A 14854-nucleotide genomic window follows, 5' to 3' on the forward strand; every position below is an offset into this window, starting at 1 on the left:
GGTTACCTATGATCGAGCTTGCTGCAGTTTTGTATTCTGTAATGGTTGTCGCCGTGATTATCTTTCAATTTTGCTTAATTGGCGGAGCGCCTTGGGGAAGAATAACACAAGGGGGCACTCACGAAGGTTCTTTGCCAATTACTGGCCGAGTCTTCGCCCTAATATCTGTTTTTGTACTGTTCGCTATGGGAGCAGGAATTACGTCGGCTGCTAATATTGAACCGAATTGGCCGATCTGGACAACTTACGCCGCCCTAGGTGTACAAGCTCTTAGCATGATATTGAATTGGGTCACGCCATCTCAACTTGAAAGGCAGTTATGGGCACCAATTACTACGCTGATGTTTTCATTGGCTGCTTATGTGGTACTAGGATGAAAACGATTATAGTTGCGCCACCTTTAAGGGGAATATGGCACGCCATCACCACACCAGGAGATAAAGTTCCTAGTCATGGTACTGATGAATGGGGAATGACTTATGCTTATGATTTTATTAAAACACAAGCTGGAACCGACGGTAAACAGAGCTGGCATCGAAAATCAAACAGAGATTACTATTTAGGCCAAGTGACGTTACTTGATACTTATGGTTGGGGTGAACCTATTTATGCACCGATGAAAGGAAAAATCATCGCCATTGAAAACCACGTACAGGAGCGTCATCGTTTAAATATCTTCTCTGATTTAGGTTTAGCGATTATAAATAACCTGTTTTTCTCGTATCAATCTGGTGATATAAAAAAGTTAAGTGGGAACTATCTTATGATCGAAGGTAAGTGCTGTGTTGCGTTGATCGCTCACGTGAAAGCTGGCTCCATAAAACATAGTGTGGGTGACATTGTTGAAGTGGGTGAACACATCGCACAGGTTGGACATTCAGGAAACTCGACTGCACCACACTTACACTTTCAAATAATGGACAATGCCGATATTAAACGAGCAAAGGGGCTTTTATGTGGTTTTGAGGGTTATGAAATATGCAAAAATAATGTGTGGCTTACTGCTACAGAAAAGGTCCCGCGCAGCACCTATCCAATGAAATTTCGCGTTTAACTTTTCGTTTTACATTCCAACTCTTAGTAAGGTAATCCGATGTTTAGACTAGAGACGAATCGCATGATTCTTCGAGACATGAAGCCCGAAGATGAGAGTGTATTTGTTGAAATATCTCAAGATCCCAAGTATCAGCGTTTCTACGATGAAAGGGATTGTGAACCTAGTAAGTATCGAGAGCTTACTCAGTTGTTTATCTCTCAGGCTTTTGAAAGTCCGCGCCAGACTTATCAACTTTCGGTTGAAAGTAAACGAACAGGAAAGTTTATTGGTACCGTTGGCCTACGTCTTGAAAAGAACCAACAGGCGTCTATGGGGTGCGCTTTCTCCAGGGAGGCTCAGGGAAGTGGATTAAGTCTTGAGGCAGCAAAGGCTCTTGCTCATTATGGCTTCACAGAGCTCGGTATTCATCGAATCTATTGTGAAACGATCAGTAAAAACTTAGCAGCAATTAAATTATGTTATTCGCTAGGTATGAGGCAGGAAGCGTATTTTAAAGAGCATCGATTTTTCAAACAGCAGTGGTGGGATACCGTAGTATTAGCAATGCTGCGAACGGAGTGGAACAATATTACGAGTGACCATTAAATCAGATAGGTAGTCATTAAAGAGTGAGTTAATAGGTGAGAGTTATGGAAGATAAAAGTCAGGTATATTTGGATGCGTATCTAGGTTCTTTGCCTCTAGAAGATGCGAAAAAATACACCTCGTTCAGTAGCGATTATTTTTGCGCTGATGAATATAACGCCAATGTTTGTGCTGATCTTATTTTGCGTGGAGAAAAGCGCGCATCGTGCAGCATGGAATATTGGTATAGCCATGAAGGTGAGTTAATGCCAGAAGTTGGTCATCTCCAAGTTGTCACGGATTGGAATGGTAAACCAATCTGTATCATTGAACTCACTTCTGTGACCAAAAGTAAGTATAGTGATATTACCGCCGAGTTTGCTGCCGAAGAAGGCGAGGGCGATAAATCATTAGCCTGGTGGCGGGAAGCCCATTGGGAATTCTTTAGCCTAGAGTGTGCAGAATTGGGTATTGAGCCAACAGAAGATATGTTATTGGTGTTAGAGCACTTCAAGGTTGTCTATAAGTGAATATTTGCAAATATTTCTTTCGCTTTTAGTAATCGTATATCCTGACAATCAACATCTTGATAGCTTAAGCCATCTTTTTTAGTCGGTGGCCCTTTCTTGCAAACGCAAAAATTGAGTATATGAACCTTGTAAAGATTGGATGATGTAACCGCCTTAATAATCAGTGGCCCTAGAGACCAAAATGTTTTGCTTCAAATCGTTGATTCATAAACCCTCTAACGATTAACTCCTCGGTTTTATTCTCAACGAATTAACGGAAATTTAAGTCACCATATCGGGTGACTTTGGATTGGCAAATTGCTGGGGCGGTTACTGAGTTTGGGGTAAATGGCTAACCAGTAACGCTTAAATGGTAGATCTGTGGCGCTTCTTCTAGTGCGTTTTGGTAATACTCAAAGATAGGCGTAATGTAAGGTTGAGCATAATGCTCTTCTAGTGCTGCGTGATCTACCCACGTTTCAACTAGAACCAATTGTTTCGTGTTTTGTTCTTCATATACCTCAAAGCGCAAGCAGCCGTCCTCCGCTCTTGTAGCCTCCACGATATTTGTGATTTTATCCTTGCAAGCTTGGTAAAACTCAACTTTAGGTGTGATAAAGGCGACGATGTTTAACATTTTAGATTTCTCCTTTGGCTAATGTATTAATTAAAAAGTGGGTAAATTTCATAACAGAAGAACTAAGTAGGTATGCTGCGGTAAATGCGGCTGGCCATGCGTTTACAAATGCAAATGCCCATCGATCAATAAAGTCATGGGTTAACCCAATATTTATGTACGTTACCCAAGCTGACACAATGAAAGAAAGGCAACATGAAAACAGAACTGTAAAAATTAATTTGGTCATATGTTTCTCCTTGTGTTTGTATGTTATGAAGATACTTTCACGCTGACTATGTCAGATTTAGAACTCTAAGATTGCTAGGATTTACATGCTTGATGACTTTTTATTATTTGTTGAGGTGGCGCGCCGAGGCAGTTACGCCAAAACGGCGCACGACCTTAAAATTACGGCTCCAACGCTTTCGAAACGTATTCAGTCCTTAGAAGATCAGCTCGGAGATTCACTTTTTATTCGTTCATCACGAGGGGTGAAGTTAACCAGTTTTGGCAAAGGGTTGTTTGATAAACTTGGAGAGATGACATTAGATTTACAGTCAGCGATATCTGAAAGTAGTGAGCAAGAAAGTGTTTCTTTTGTTTTACATTGCCCACAAAATTTAATGACAGGGCTTCTTTATCCCGCAATTGAAAAATTTGTGTTGGAAAAGCAGCAAGTCAATATGGTGATTGAGCCTGCAAATAATAATGTGTTGTTGAGTCAGACATCATTTGACTTGGCGGTTCGTATTGGTAAACAAAAAGATTCGAGTTTCTATCAAAAACGTATTGCTGATGTGGCTGTGTGCTTAGTTGCGAGGAAGGATAGTAATAACAAAGGGCGGTTACTTATCCCATATTCAGATTCACAGTTACAAGGGAGTAAATTAAGCCAAATAGACAAAGTGTATGCGCAAAAAAACTTTGTAAACGATATTACCTTGGTTCGAAAATTGGTGGCGTCTGGTGCGGGTGTTGGCTTATTACCGATGACAGAAATCAGTGAGTTATGTGACGGTCTACCGGGTCAAATACAATATCAATCGGATATTCTTTTTACTCGTCCAGTCTATGCTTTATGGGCGAACAAGCCGAAACCAACGCTATTAGCGGCTTCTTTAATTCGTTCAATAGAAGAGTGTGTTGAGAATACATCTGCGTTGCAAGGCAAAATGATCGCGATGGAATAATCGAACGCTCCACATTATAACCAACTACTTTAGTCCGCTTAAACTGGTATGCGTATATGTCAATTTTCATTTTGTAGGAGATAAAATGAAGTATATAACGCTATTATTTTCTCTTTTTTCATTTTCTCTGTTTGCTGGAGATAAACATATTAATGAACCATACCTAAAAGACATCTATCTGATAGGGAATACGGCTATTAAGTTACGCTTTTCAGAAAGAATGTCTGAAGAGGCGTTATTAAACTTTGAGAGTTACGTGCTAACGGGAAGCCAGCAAACAGGAGTTGATCATTACACTTCTAGAACTTTAACTATCAGTTCAATAGAAAGTGTTTTAGGGGAAAGTGAGAAGACAGTGATCCTTGTTACTTTTATTGAGCCACTTGAGTATTTTGAAACAATAGTAGTCACTGTCGTTGGGGTTAAAAGCAGAACCGGAATTATGATTAATCTTGATAGAAATTCGTTAAGTGATAATTCATTCACCCCGCCTTTACTTATATAGTAAACAGCCATTTAATAAGATATTTGGCCCCTCGTGGGCAGAATCCCTATAGCCACGTTATGTATTTCAGTTAAGGATTGAATCACCTGTGAAAAGTTCTTTAATTCAAAAGCAAAAAATTGCAGTAGAATTTATTGAAACTGCTGTTGAACTTTTTGAAAAAGGAAAATATTTTTCTTCTTTACATTTAGCGGGTGCCGCAGAAGAAATTTTTGAAGCATACAAGTGTCTCAACAAAACTTTTAACTACATCTATCTAAAGGCCTAACCATGATTAAGCTCAGACCAATGGTCTCAAATGAATACCCAGCGTATTGTGATTACTTCATTGACGATTACAGCCGTGAAATAGCTGAAAACTATGGTCACTCAATGGATAAGTCGACTGAATTGGCTAAATACGAGCTCCTTCGTAGTTTTCCCAATGGTTTGGACACCGATGACCATGAATTATTGTGTATTGAATCAGGGTCAGACTTGGTTGGTTACTTGTGGCACTCGATTAACGCAAATGATAAATCGACGTTCATTTACGACTTCTACATTTTTCCAAACTGCCGCAATAATGGTTATGGGAAATTGGCCATGACTATTCTCGATTCACAATTGAAATCGATTGATATTGAACAAATAAAATTACGTGTTGCGTATCAAAATCAAAGAGCGTTAAAGCTGTATCAAGAGGTGGGTTTTGCTATTTCTGGCTACAACATGTCAAAAAAACTCGTAAGTTAGCGGTCTCGATATAACAAATACATCAGCAAAAATCCTCTTACATGGGAGTTTTACTTCTATAAACCCGAAGATAATTGGTTATTGAGTCAAGCTATTTTCGTAGATCAATTTCAAAATTTGGGTGTTAAAAATTAAATATATAACAATTACTTAAATACTATAGTAAGCACATTTATAGCCTTATTAATGTTTGTCCCTTTTGTGAATTTTGTCATGATTTTCGTTCTAGGTGCGAAAGGGAACGAATGAGCTTGGAAGAATCGCACTTGGCGTGATGTCGAGCACTTCAAAGTTTGTCGAAAGATGAAATGATGCTCGTCTCTTAGCTAGCGTTTTCTAAGCATGCCCCTAACCGGTTATGTCATCTTCCTCTTACGGTTTTTCATCTCTCCAATATAAATAAGCCCAGACAAAAATCCGGTATCGTAACTTGATTTTATTGTTGCCTAAATTAGAACAATTTGTTGGTTAAATAGCACTATTCCTGCCCGGTTGCCTATGGTCTAATCAAAATAGTTCAAGTTGTTTATCTATGTATGCAAGGACGCAAGTGTAGAAACTGATTCTTTTTTATTTGCGTGAATAACATATAAAGATCGACGTAATTTATATTTAATAAGGAAGTTAACGTATGGATAACTTAAAAAATCAGTTGGGAAACTGGAAACTGCACCTTTTGGTTATTGGCATATCGGTTGTTGCTGAATTGGTTGGTGTATTAAAAGTGCCACTTGGTGGTGGAATTGTCATCGTTCTATTGCCTCTATTCTACGCTTTTATCATTGGGTTGTTGTTTAACCCGAACGTCGTTAGTAAAGCAAAAGTGGTTCTGACGTCGAAACAAGCAGAACGCGCCACTCCAATTATCATCATTTCAGTTCTGCCTTTCTTAGCCAAATTCGGTACGCTCATTGGGCCATCACTCGATAAAATATTAGCGGTCGGTCCTGCCATGATTTTTCAGGAATTGGGAAATCTAGGAACGCTAATTATCGCAATACCTGTTGCTGTCATCATTTTGAAAATGGGCCGAGAATCCATTGGCTCGTGTTTTTCCATTGCCCGTGAGCCAAATATTGCGTTAATTTCCGATAAATATGGCCTCAAAAGTCCCGAAGGGATTGGTGTTATGGGGGTTTATGTCATGGGTACTATGTTTGGTACTTTATATTTCTCGATCTTAGCGTCTTTCTTAGCGTCTACCGGCTGGTTTGATATTCGCGCTCTTGCGATGGCTTGTGGTGTGGGTAGTGGCAGTATGACAGCAGCATGTTCAGGTTCTCTGGGTGAAATGCTACCGAATATGAAAGAAGAGATCATTGCGTTAGCTGGAGCCAGTAACTTGCTCACCAATGCGACCGGTTTATTTGTGGGTCTATTTATTGCGTTACCTTTAGCCGAGCGACTCTATAAAATTTGTTCAAAAGTAAGCACGAATAAAACCTCAGAAGAAACAGTAGCGGAGTAATGACCATGACAAATTCAGCAGTTAATAAAAACGTAAATTCATCGATTGATCTTGTGAATTATACTTCGACGTTAGTGATTGTGTGTTTGGTTGCGCTAATCAGTAACTGGGCGGGCACGGGTACGACGCCTCTCGCTTCTCTACCTGGGATGTTTATTATCTTTTTGATGGTAGTGGCGAGCTTAGTTATCGCTAAAATTGTGCCATTTTATTTACCTTCAGTTGCTTGGCTTTCGTTAATCAGTGTATTACTAACCATACCAGCGTCACCTGTTTCTGAATGGATGTTAGGATATATTAGTGAGGTGTCATTCTTAAGCCTTGTAAGTCCTGTTCTTGCTTATGCAGGTATCGCAATAAGTAAGCAAGAAATTACGACGTTTAAGTCGTCTGGCGTCAAGATTGTTGTTATTGCAGTGCTTGTGTTTTCAGGTACATTTATTGGCTCGGCATTGGTTGCGAACCTTCTACTGTAGTGCGTATTCATTAAGTTGATATTCACCAGCGTTTTTCTAAATTTAAATGAGCGAAGTAAAGGCTATGATAAAAGATATTGAACATAATTCTGAATTCCACGAACAGCTGATTCAATGGAGAAAAGATATTCATGCGAATCCAGAAACAGCTTACGAAGAGTTTAGAACATCTGACATTGTTGCTGATATCTTGAGTGCAAACGGGCTACAAATTCATCGTGGCCTCGGTGGTACAGGGGTAGTTGCAACTCTACATGGTAATTTAGGCGCTGGTGATTCTATTGCACTTAGAGCCGATATGGATGCATTGAACTTAACCGAATTAAACTCTTTTTCTCATTGTTCTAAGCACGAAGGTAAAATGCACGCTTGTGGGCATGACGGCCACACGACGATGTTGTTAGGAGCCGCGATCACGTTAGCGAAAAGTCCTATATTTAAAGGTACGGTTCATTTTATTTTTCAACCTGCGGAAGAAAATGAAGCGGGCGCAAAAGCGATGATTCAAGATGGGTTATTCGATTTATTCCCCGTTAAAGCTGTTTATGGTTTGCATAATTGGCCAGCATTACCTTCAGGAAAGGCGGCCGTACATGATGGTGCAGTGATGGCCGCGTTTGATACGTTCGACATCCGTATTATCGGCTCGGGTGGACATGGCGCGATGCCACATGAAGGTGCTGATCCTGTTTTGGCGACTAGCCTTATTATCACGGCGTTACAAGGTATTGTAAGTCGTAGTCTAGACCCTCAAAAAGCTGGCGTTGTAAGTGTGACTCAGGTCAATGGCGGTCATGCGTATAACGTGATTCCTGAAGATGTCACCATTAAAGGGACAACACGATCATTTTGCCCCGATGTGCGTGACTTGATTGAGAAGAGAATGGCCGAAGTTGTCAATAGCATCGCTGCCGCTCAAGACTGTAAAGCTGAAATTACCTACACAAGATGCTATCCCGCAACCGTCAATGTTCCTGAGGAAGCTCAGAAATGTCGAGAAGTGTTGGAATCGATGTCAGACATTGAGAGTGTCGTTGTCAATCCTGCCGCGAGTATGGGAGGTGAAGACTTCGCCTTCATGTTAGAGCAATGTCCTGGAGCGTATATTTGGCTTGGAAATGGCGATGCTGAACACTGTCATAGCTTGCATAATCCTAACTATGACTTTAATGACAAAGTATTACCTATTGGCGCGAATTTCTGGGTCAAGTTGGTACAACATATTCTGGCAGCATAATATATTTAAATGACAATTGATTAGGCTGAATTTATAAGATGGATAATCGTGCATTAAAATATTTTGAAGTGGTCTGCAATACGGGTAGTGTTCGATCTGCGTCAGAAGTACTGCACGTTTCTCCGTCGGCAATCAGTCGCAAAGTCGCTCAACTTGAATCTAAGCTGGGTGTGAAGTTGATGGAGCGAGTAGGGCGAGGGATAAAAATTACCGAGCCTGGATTAAGGTTAGCGGAATATATTCGAGATGTTAACTTGCGTCAAAACATACTCATTACAGAACTTTCAGAGTTAGATAATCTAAAAACAGGGACGCTCCAAATCTCAATTGGTGGCGGCTTTATTCCCGATTTTGTTGATACGGCTTTGTCGAAGTTTTCGAGTCGACATCCGGGAATTAAAACCATTCTTCATGTTGGTGGTGGTGATGACATCATTGAGCGCATCACCCACGATGTAACCGATATCGGAATACTGCTCAACGCTAAGCCAGATCCCAGAGTTGAGGTGCTTTATTCATGTCGTTTTCAGGAACTGAGTCTACTTGTTCCTAACTCAAGCCCGTGGGCAAAGCTTAAACGTTGTTCATCTCAACAGTTAACCGATATCCCCTTAGCGATTCTGAATAATACTTTCGACATCCGAAGAGCGATTGACCTGTTTGAAGTTAGGCAGGGAATTCGTCTAAAACTGGCGATGGAATGCAACTCTTTTGAGGCTCTGAAACAATACGTTGAAGCGGGATTAGGGGGAACGTTGTTGCCACAAGTCTGTGTGACTAAAGAGTTACGTAATCATCATTTTACGACGGTACCTGTTGATGGAATGCACTCACTGGATACGACAGTAGATCTAATTATCCGCAAAGGTAAGGCACAAAGTGCGTCGGTGAAGGAAATGAAAGCGTGTATTATTGATAATATGGGAGCTTTCAATATCAAAGATAATTGCACTTGTGGGACAAAAAGCTAGCTGTTTTATTATTGATAGTGAATAATTTAGATTCTAGAGAGCTCTATATATTACGAGGATAGATAATGAAACTCCAGCAACTGCGTTATATTCGAGAGATACAAAGAAATAGATACAATATATCGTTAACGGCTGAGACGTTATTTACTTCTCAGCCGGGTATAAGTAAACAAGTTGGCTTACTCGAAACAGAGCTCGGGGTTCAGATATTCGAAAGGAGTGGTAAGCATTTATCCGGTGCAACAGAAATTGGCCAAGAGATAATTCGAGAAGCATGCCAAATGCTCGATATCGAAGATAGAATCAAGTCTATTTCTTCCGAGCTAACATCGCCCGATAAAGGTCGTCTAAATATATTTACTACCAACGCAATTGCGAATTTTCTTTTACCAGAAAGTGTCGGTTATTTTATCAAACGCTATCCCAAAGTCGCTCTACACATGGGAACGATAGAGCCAGGTTCAACGAACAATACCTTAGATGCCGGCCCACATGATTTGTTTATTATCGCCCAGGATATTGAAGAAAACAGCGATCTTAGAGTGTTACCTGTTTACAAATGGTCTCTGAGCCTTGTTGTGCCATCGGATCACCCACTCGCAACAGAAGAAAACCTCACGCTAGACTTAATCGCAAAAGAGAAACTGATCAGTTACGAACCCAAATCGACAGGGCGTATGGCCGTCGACAGTGCGTTCCAAGCTCACGGGTTAGATCCTGAATATATTATTACCGCAATGAATGTTGAAGTAATTAAAGAATATGCGAAAACAGGTCTTGGTGTTGGAATCGTTGCTTCCGTTGCGAAAGATAAAGCGGATGATTCGCTTACTTTCCGATCATTAGATGGTTTAATTCCAGATTGTTATGCTTGGCTCTGTTACAGCAAGAATACGTATTTAAAAAAACATGCATATGACTTTATAGAGAAATTTGCACCGCACTTAACTCGTTCCGTTATTGAAGAAACATCGACAATGAGTAAGGCAGAATTGGTCGAACGATTTAAAGATTTGGTGACGTATCGGTAGGGTGTCAGTTCAGACTATTTAAATGTGATTCGTAACGTCTGGCATTGCACCTTTGCTTAGTTACCTTAGCTTAGAGCAACGAAGGTAAGGTGCAATGGCTGAATTCCAGCATCGTTGCGAATCACTTTTTAAGCTCACAAAATATTGGATAGGAACTTTTTTAATCTTGGGTGAGAAGGGTTGTCGAAAAAGTTTTCCGGCGTGTCATCAACAAGCAGTTGTCCATCTTCCATAAACAATACTCGGTCGGCAACTTCATTAGCAAACCCCATTTCATGAGTCACCACAACCATTGTCATCCCTTCTTCTGCCAAGGACTTCATGACATCGAGAACCTCACCGACCATTTCTGGATCTAGCGCTGATGTTGGTTCGTCAAATAGCATCAGATCGGGATTCATCGCCAGTGATCTGGCAATAGCAACACGCTGTTGCTGCCCACCGGATAATTGACTTGGGAAAACATCGACCTTGTCTGCAAGACCAACTCGTGTAAGCAGTTTTACCGCATCTTTATCAACTTGCTCTTTATCTTGGTTTAATACCTTTAGAGGAGCGAGCATGACATTTTTCTTCACCGTTAGATGAGGGAAGAGGTTAAATGATTGGAACACCATCCCGACATTTTCACGCAGCGTATTAATGTTGGTAGAGGGGTCATACATATTGATCCCATCGATAATAATCTCGCCTTCAGAAACGGTTTCTAGCTGATTTAGCGTACGTAAAAATGTCGATTTACCTGAGCCAGATGGGCCAATAATCACGACAACTTCACCACGTTTAACTGTAACGGAGACCTTTTTAAGGGCGTGACAATTATTGGCGTAGATCTTATCGACACCAGAGGCGATCACCATATCTTCGCCTTTATATTCAGTTCTAGTCACTGTTTGATAACCTCTTCTCGATACGTTGAACACCAAAGGACAATGTGGAAGTCAGTACAAGGTAAAGCGCCGCGACTGCAAACCATACTTCAAAGGTGGCGAAACTGCCGGCAACGACTTCACGACCTGCTTTGGTTAGATCGGTGATGGAGATAACAGATACCAGTGATGAATCTTTGATCAGGTTAATTAACTGTCCAGCCATTGGCGGTAAGGTACGTTTAAAGGCTTGAGGCAAGATAACGTAGGTCATCGCCTTTGGGTAACTCATTCCTAGAGAGCGCGCGGCTTCCATCTGCCCAGGAGGAATAGATTGAATGCCCGAGCGAATGATCTCGGCAACATATGCACCGGTAAAAATCGACAATGCCGTAATACCAGCGGTAAATCTATCTAGGTCGAAAATGGTTCCCAAGAAAAAATAGACAATAAATATCTGAACAAGCAGTGGTGTACCGCGAATTATTTCAACATATAAGAAAGAAAAATTTCGGTTGAGCGGATTACCTGAAATACGCATCAATGCTGCAATTAGACCAAGTATGATTGCGAAAAATAGAGAGATAACAGAGAGCTTAATGGTCATTAATAGACCCTTTAATAGCACTCCCATGCTTTGCTGATCGACGTTAGAGATTCTGTCGCCGGCAAAAACAATGTCGCCATCACTCACAAACACTTCATCCGCTTCTTCAATCACTAAAGCGGGATCACCATTGTCAAAATTGACCGTCATAATGCCCGTATCACTAATGGATACCTCACCATCACTTTCAACAATCGTTTCTATCGGAGATGAATCGATTATATAAGGGACAATTCGACCCCATTGCCAAGTATAATCAATCTTTTGCGATGCAGAATAGACTGCATATCCAACCGCGAGCAAGGAGAGTATAAATAGTACCGTCCACTTCCAGTTGCTTTTTTTATATTGCATTTTAATACCAAGATAAACGTGACAAGTAGCCAGACACACAAAGTATCTGGCTTAATGAACTTATTTAATTTGCTTTAACCAAGCGTCACTCTTGAACCATTTGTCGTAGATGCGATCATAAGTACCATCACCTTTGATCTGGCGAAGGAAGTTATTTAAAAAGTTAAGCATATCTGGATCGCCTTGTTTCACTGCGATACCGAGTGGCTCAAATGTGAAGGGTTCAAGTATTGATGCGACTTTATCGCTATTTTGAGCGGCATAGATAGAGACAAATGGCATATCATAAATCATGGCATCGGCTTTACCATTGATGACTTCCATTGCGGCATCGGTTTCTGTTTCAAATGCGTTATATTTCGCCTTGCTAAGCATTCTCTTAACTACCACTTCACCTGTTGTACCAAGCTTACTGGTTACCGTGTGTTCAGACGTGTTCAGATCTTTATAACTCTTTATTTTACCCTCTAGCTTTGGGTTAAGAATAATAGATTGACCAACGATGATGTACGGGTCTGAAAAGTTCACTTTCATATTGCGCTGCGCATTGATAGTCATGCCCGCAATGATCATGTCACATTTACCTGTGATAAGCGCTGGAATAATGCCATCCCACGCGGTGTTCACTGGCACATATTTTACGCCCATCTCTTTTGCCATCACTTTACCTAAGTCGATGTCAAAACCTACGTAGCTGTTATTTTTTGATTTCATTTCAAATGGCATGTAGCCAGCGTCAAAACATGCGCGTAGCTCACCAGATTCGGCAATGCGATCCAATCCTTCACTCGCGTTTGCGGTAGCAGAGCAAAGCACTATTGCACCAAGAGCGAGAACTTTATTTAATGTCACCTTCATTCTATCAATTCCTTGTTATATTTAAATACTATATGGTATGAATGATTATTCATTTATCTGCATAAATTTTCATTTTAGCGGAATAAAAATGTATTATATTTAATATTATTATTTAAATATTGATCTCTCAGTGTATTTATATGCATTCTGGTGGTTGTTTGAGCAATATGTCTGCTGTTTGTGATGATATCCAGTTATTTGCTCTAGCTTTGATGGTGAGCTTTAGCGACTTTTTCTAGATAACAAAACGTGTTTAAACTGGATATGGGTGGTAGAAATAAGCTGGCTGGCGAATAGAAATGTTATGTTTTTGAGGAAAAATCATGTTTACATTAGAAGTAGAGCAAGGCTTAGAATTAGCGCTCATAGAACCTAAATTTGCTCCTTTATATTTTGATATCGTATCAAAGCAGCAAGAATACTTGAGTGAGTGGCTCGCGTGGCCGGCTCATGCTGAAAATGAAGAGTTCTTCCTTAGGTTTATTAAGCGTTCACTACACGACTATGCAGACGGAAAATCTCTTGTATGTGCGGTGATGTACAACGAACAGCTGGTAGGAAATATTAGCTTTAATAGCATCGATCATTCATTACAAAAAGTTGAGATTGGCTATTGGTTGAGAAGTGACTATCGAGGTAAAGGGATAATGAGTAAATCGGTTTCTAAATTGGTCGACTTTGCTTTTACCGAGTTAGATATGCAAAAGGTCCAAATTTCGGTCGCTGTTGAAAATAACCCTAGTCGGAATATTTGTAAGCGTCTTCAATTCAATTTAGAAGGTGTTGTCACAAGAGCAGAAAACTTAAATGGTAAGGTTGTCGATCATGCTATTTATGGGCTTAGCCGTACAGAGTGGGTCAAAATTCATTGCTTAGCCCCACATGGAGTAAGATGATCGACATACCATTTAGTTTTTTGCAAATAGTGTAATGGCTTATGGTGGAGGTTGTCGTAAAGGCCTCCAACTGGGCAATGTTGCTAGAAGGATAGCCTGACTGGATCGGTTCACTGGCATTAAATAATATTTCTAGAAAAAGGCCACTATCACAGTGGCTTTAATACCTAATCAGTCTGCTTCAAACGTAACTACATACTTTTCAAAGTAAAGTCGGCTTACACCTCGATCTAAGTGTTCAAATTTAGTGTACTAGTACAATATTTCCTTATTATTTGAGAGTTGGAATTTAGGCCTTTATTGATAATGTTGCACCAAAAGCAATGAGACCCAAACCACACGCCTGATTAATTCTATGACTCAACTTTTTAATTATGTGACTTGCGTGCACAGAGGTGACTAGGTAAGCGACTATGCAAAACCAAGCCATATGTAGAAGCGCAATGTAAAAGCCATAGCTAATGACGAAAGGCATACTGTCATTATTGGATGAGATGAGTTGGCTAAAGACGCTTAGAAAGAAAAGCATTGTTTTAGGATTCAATACATTACACAAAAAACCTTGAAATATGTACTTTCGAGTATGTAAGGGTTGGTCTGTCGAGTTTTGATCGTCTAATTTCAACTTAGAACTGACTAACCCTGTCACACCAAGATAAATTAAATACGCAGCACCAATATACTTCACTATGCTAAATAAAATAGCATTCTGTGAAACTAAGTGACTGATCCCGATTACAGAATAGGTAATATGAACACAAACGCCAACTCCTATCCCAATCGCCGTCAATATGCCTGATTTTCTGCCAAAGAGTGCACTATTTTTAAATACTAAAACGAAGTCAGCGCCTGGGCTTATTACGATTAAAACCCCAAATACTGCAAAACTTAATAATTCCATTTTCTAT

The 14854-nt window shown here is 40.2% G+C and carries 20 protein-coding genes; 14 read left to right on the forward strand and 6 right to left on the reverse strand.

Annotation, left to right across the window (positions count from 1 at the left end; genetic code table 11):
• Positions 1-8: 8 nt before the first annotated feature.
• Genes ACWU4D_RS01405 through ACWU4D_RS01420 form a run of 4 tightly spaced genes read left to right on the forward strand, consistent with a single transcriptional unit; the run spans position 9 to position 2151 of the window.
• Entirely contained in the window at positions 9-377 is a 369-nt protein-coding gene (locus tag ACWU4D_RS01405; RefSeq protein ID WP_456049586.1) for a hypothetical protein, read from the forward strand.
• Entirely contained in the window at positions 374-1054 is a 681-nt protein-coding gene (locus ACWU4D_RS01410) for a M23 family metallopeptidase (RefSeq protein ID WP_456049587.1), read from the forward strand. Before ACWU4D_RS01405 ends, ACWU4D_RS01410 begins: the two co-directional genes overlap by 4 nt.
• 39 nt (positions 1055-1093) lie before the next feature.
• Positions 1094-1642 carry a GNAT family N-acetyltransferase gene (locus ACWU4D_RS01415; protein WP_456049588.1) on the forward strand — a complete coding sequence of 183 codons (549 nt, stop codon included), beginning with the start codon at positions 1094-1096 and terminating at the stop codon, positions 1640-1642.
• Positions 1643-1686: 44 nt separating this feature from the next.
• Positions 1687-2151 carry an ASCH domain-containing protein gene (locus tag ACWU4D_RS01420; protein ID WP_456049589.1) on the forward strand — a complete coding sequence of 155 codons (465 nt, stop codon included), beginning with the start codon at positions 1687-1689 and terminating at the stop codon, positions 2149-2151.
• 331 nt (positions 2152-2482) lie between these two features.
• On the opposite strand, the gene ACWU4D_RS01425 is transcribed toward ACWU4D_RS01420, so the two are convergent.
• Positions 2483-2767: a putative quinol monooxygenase gene (locus tag ACWU4D_RS01425; protein WP_456049590.1), complete on the reverse strand. Its 285-nt coding sequence runs from the start codon at positions 2765-2767 to the stop codon at positions 2483-2485.
• Position 2768: 1 nt separating this feature from the next.
• Positions 2769-2996, reverse strand: a complete 228-nt coding sequence (locus ACWU4D_RS01430) for a DUF2798 domain-containing protein (protein ID WP_456049591.1) — start codon at positions 2994-2996, stop codon at positions 2769-2771.
• An 85-nt stretch (positions 2997-3081) separates the two neighbouring features.
• Between ACWU4D_RS01430 and ACWU4D_RS01435 the strand changes: the two genes are divergently transcribed.
• The 9 genes from ACWU4D_RS01435 (at position 3082) to ACWU4D_RS01475 (ending at position 10362) form a co-directional block, all read left to right on the forward strand.
• Positions 3082-3939, forward strand: a complete 858-nt coding sequence (locus tag ACWU4D_RS01435; RefSeq protein WP_456049592.1) for a LysR family transcriptional regulator — start codon at positions 3082-3084, stop codon at positions 3937-3939.
• Between the two features lie 85 nt (positions 3940-4024).
• Positions 4025-4444 (forward strand): hypothetical protein, encoded by a 420-nt coding sequence (locus ACWU4D_RS01440; RefSeq protein WP_456049593.1) that lies wholly within the window; start codon positions 4025-4027, stop codon positions 4442-4444.
• An 88-nt stretch (positions 4445-4532) separates the two neighbouring features.
• Positions 4533-4712 (forward strand): hypothetical protein, encoded by a 180-nt coding sequence (locus ACWU4D_RS01445; RefSeq protein WP_456049594.1) that lies wholly within the window; start codon positions 4533-4535, stop codon positions 4710-4712.
• A 2-nt stretch (positions 4713-4714) separates the two neighbouring features.
• Positions 4715-5179, forward strand: a complete 465-nt coding sequence (locus tag ACWU4D_RS01450) for a GNAT family N-acetyltransferase (protein WP_456049595.1) — start codon at positions 4715-4717, stop codon at positions 5177-5179.
• 631 nt (positions 5180-5810) lie between these two features.
• Positions 5811-6647, forward strand: a complete 837-nt coding sequence (locus ACWU4D_RS01455) for a DUF3100 domain-containing protein (RefSeq protein WP_456049596.1) — start codon at positions 5811-5813, stop codon at positions 6645-6647.
• 5 nt (positions 6648-6652) lie between these two features.
• Positions 6653-7123 (forward strand): hypothetical protein, encoded by a 471-nt coding sequence (locus ACWU4D_RS01460; protein ID WP_456049597.1) that lies wholly within the window; start codon positions 6653-6655, stop codon positions 7121-7123.
• A gap of 64 nt (positions 7124-7187) precedes the next feature.
• Complete coding sequence (locus tag ACWU4D_RS01465) at positions 7188-8360, forward strand: M20 aminoacylase family protein (RefSeq protein WP_456049598.1); 1173 nt, start codon at positions 7188-7190, stop codon at positions 8358-8360.
• Positions 8361-8398: 38 nt separating this feature from the next.
• Entirely contained in the window at positions 8399-9331 is a 933-nt protein-coding gene (locus ACWU4D_RS01470; protein ID WP_456049599.1) for a LysR family transcriptional regulator, read from the forward strand.
• 65 nt (positions 9332-9396) lie between these two features.
• Positions 9397-10362 (forward strand): LysR substrate-binding domain-containing protein, encoded by a 966-nt coding sequence (locus tag ACWU4D_RS01475; RefSeq protein ID WP_456049600.1) that lies wholly within the window; start codon positions 9397-9399, stop codon positions 10360-10362.
• A 134-nt stretch (positions 10363-10496) separates the two neighbouring features.
• Here ACWU4D_RS01475 and ACWU4D_RS01480 read toward each other — a convergent pair whose 3' ends face one another.
• The 3 genes from ACWU4D_RS01480 to ACWU4D_RS01490 are packed head-to-tail and all read right to left on the reverse strand — an operon-like array spanning position 10497 to position 13050.
• Entirely contained in the window at positions 10497-11222 is a 726-nt protein-coding gene (locus tag ACWU4D_RS01480; protein ID WP_456049968.1) for an amino acid ABC transporter ATP-binding protein, read from the reverse strand.
• A gap of 22 nt (positions 11223-11244) precedes the next feature.
• The gene (locus tag ACWU4D_RS01485) at positions 11245-12192 is read right to left on the reverse strand and encodes an amino acid ABC transporter permease (protein WP_456049601.1); all 948 of its coding nucleotides are present in this window, start codon (positions 12190-12192) and stop codon (positions 11245-11247) included.
• 60 nt (positions 12193-12252) lie between these two features.
• On the reverse strand, positions 12253-13050 hold the full coding sequence (locus ACWU4D_RS01490) for a transporter substrate-binding domain-containing protein (protein WP_456049602.1): 798 nt from the start codon (positions 13048-13050) through the stop codon (positions 12253-12255).
• A 323-nt stretch (positions 13051-13373) separates the two neighbouring features.
• Between ACWU4D_RS01490 and ACWU4D_RS01495 the strand changes: the two genes are divergently transcribed.
• A complete protein-coding gene (locus ACWU4D_RS01495) occupies positions 13374-13946 on the forward strand; it encodes a GNAT family N-acetyltransferase (protein ID WP_456049603.1) in 573 nt (190 codons plus the stop codon).
• 289 nt (positions 13947-14235) lie between these two features.
• Here the strand turns inward: ACWU4D_RS01495 and ACWU4D_RS01500 are convergent, their stop codons facing one another.
• Positions 14236-14847 (reverse strand): LysE family translocator, encoded by a 612-nt coding sequence (locus ACWU4D_RS01500; protein ID WP_456049604.1) that lies wholly within the window; start codon positions 14845-14847, stop codon positions 14236-14238.
• Between the last annotated feature and the right edge of the window lie 7 nt (positions 14848-14854).

The organism is Vibrio phycocola, assembly GCF_053850235.1.

Coding starts and splice junctions, on each gene's coding strand:
- ACWU4D_RS01420 (WP_456049589.1), top strand. CDS start 1,687: ATGGAAGATAAAAGTCAGGTATATTTGGATGCGTATCTAGGTTCTTTG.
- ACWU4D_RS01485 (WP_456049601.1), bottom strand. CDS start 12,192: ATGCAATATAAAAAAAGCAACTGGAAGTGGACGGTACTATTTATACTC.
- ACWU4D_RS01500 (WP_456049604.1), bottom strand. CDS start 14,847: ATGGAATTATTAAGTTTTGCAGTATTTGGGGTTTTAATCGTAATAAGC.
- ACWU4D_RS01480 (WP_456049968.1), bottom strand. CDS start 11,222: ATGGTGATCGCCTCTGGTGTCGATAAGATCTACGCCAATAATTGTCAC.
- ACWU4D_RS01495 (WP_456049603.1), top strand. CDS start 13,374: ATGTTTACATTAGAAGTAGAGCAAGGCTTAGAATTAGCGCTCATAGAA.
- ACWU4D_RS01450 (WP_456049595.1), top strand. CDS start 4,715: ATGATTAAGCTCAGACCAATGGTCTCAAATGAATACCCAGCGTATTGT.
- ACWU4D_RS01405 (WP_456049586.1), top strand. CDS start 9: ATGATCGAGCTTGCTGCAGTTTTGTATTCTGTAATGGTTGTCGCCGTG.
- ACWU4D_RS01460 (WP_456049597.1), top strand. CDS start 6,653: ATGACAAATTCAGCAGTTAATAAAAACGTAAATTCATCGATTGATCTT.
- ACWU4D_RS01435 (WP_456049592.1), top strand. CDS start 3,082: ATGCTTGATGACTTTTTATTATTTGTTGAGGTGGCGCGCCGAGGCAGT.
- ACWU4D_RS01475 (WP_456049600.1), top strand. CDS start 9,397: ATGAAACTCCAGCAACTGCGTTATATTCGAGAGATACAAAGAAATAGA.
- ACWU4D_RS01430 (WP_456049591.1), bottom strand. CDS start 2,996: ATGACCAAATTAATTTTTACAGTTCTGTTTTCATGTTGCCTTTCTTTC.
- ACWU4D_RS01470 (WP_456049599.1), top strand. CDS start 8,399: ATGGATAATCGTGCATTAAAATATTTTGAAGTGGTCTGCAATACGGGT.
- ACWU4D_RS01465 (WP_456049598.1), top strand. CDS start 7,188: ATGATAAAAGATATTGAACATAATTCTGAATTCCACGAACAGCTGATT.
- ACWU4D_RS01415 (WP_456049588.1), top strand. CDS start 1,094: ATGTTTAGACTAGAGACGAATCGCATGATTCTTCGAGACATGAAGCCC.
- ACWU4D_RS01490 (WP_456049602.1), bottom strand. CDS start 13,050: ATGAAGGTGACATTAAATAAAGTTCTCGCTCTTGGTGCAATAGTGCTT.
- ACWU4D_RS01425 (WP_456049590.1), bottom strand. CDS start 2,767: ATGTTAAACATCGTCGCCTTTATCACACCTAAAGTTGAGTTTTACCAA.
- ACWU4D_RS01410 (WP_456049587.1), top strand. CDS start 374: ATGAAAACGATTATAGTTGCGCCACCTTTAAGGGGAATATGGCACGCC.
- ACWU4D_RS01440 (WP_456049593.1), top strand. CDS start 4,025: ATGAAGTATATAACGCTATTATTTTCTCTTTTTTCATTTTCTCTGTTT.
- ACWU4D_RS01455 (WP_456049596.1), top strand. CDS start 5,811: ATGGATAACTTAAAAAATCAGTTGGGAAACTGGAAACTGCACCTTTTG.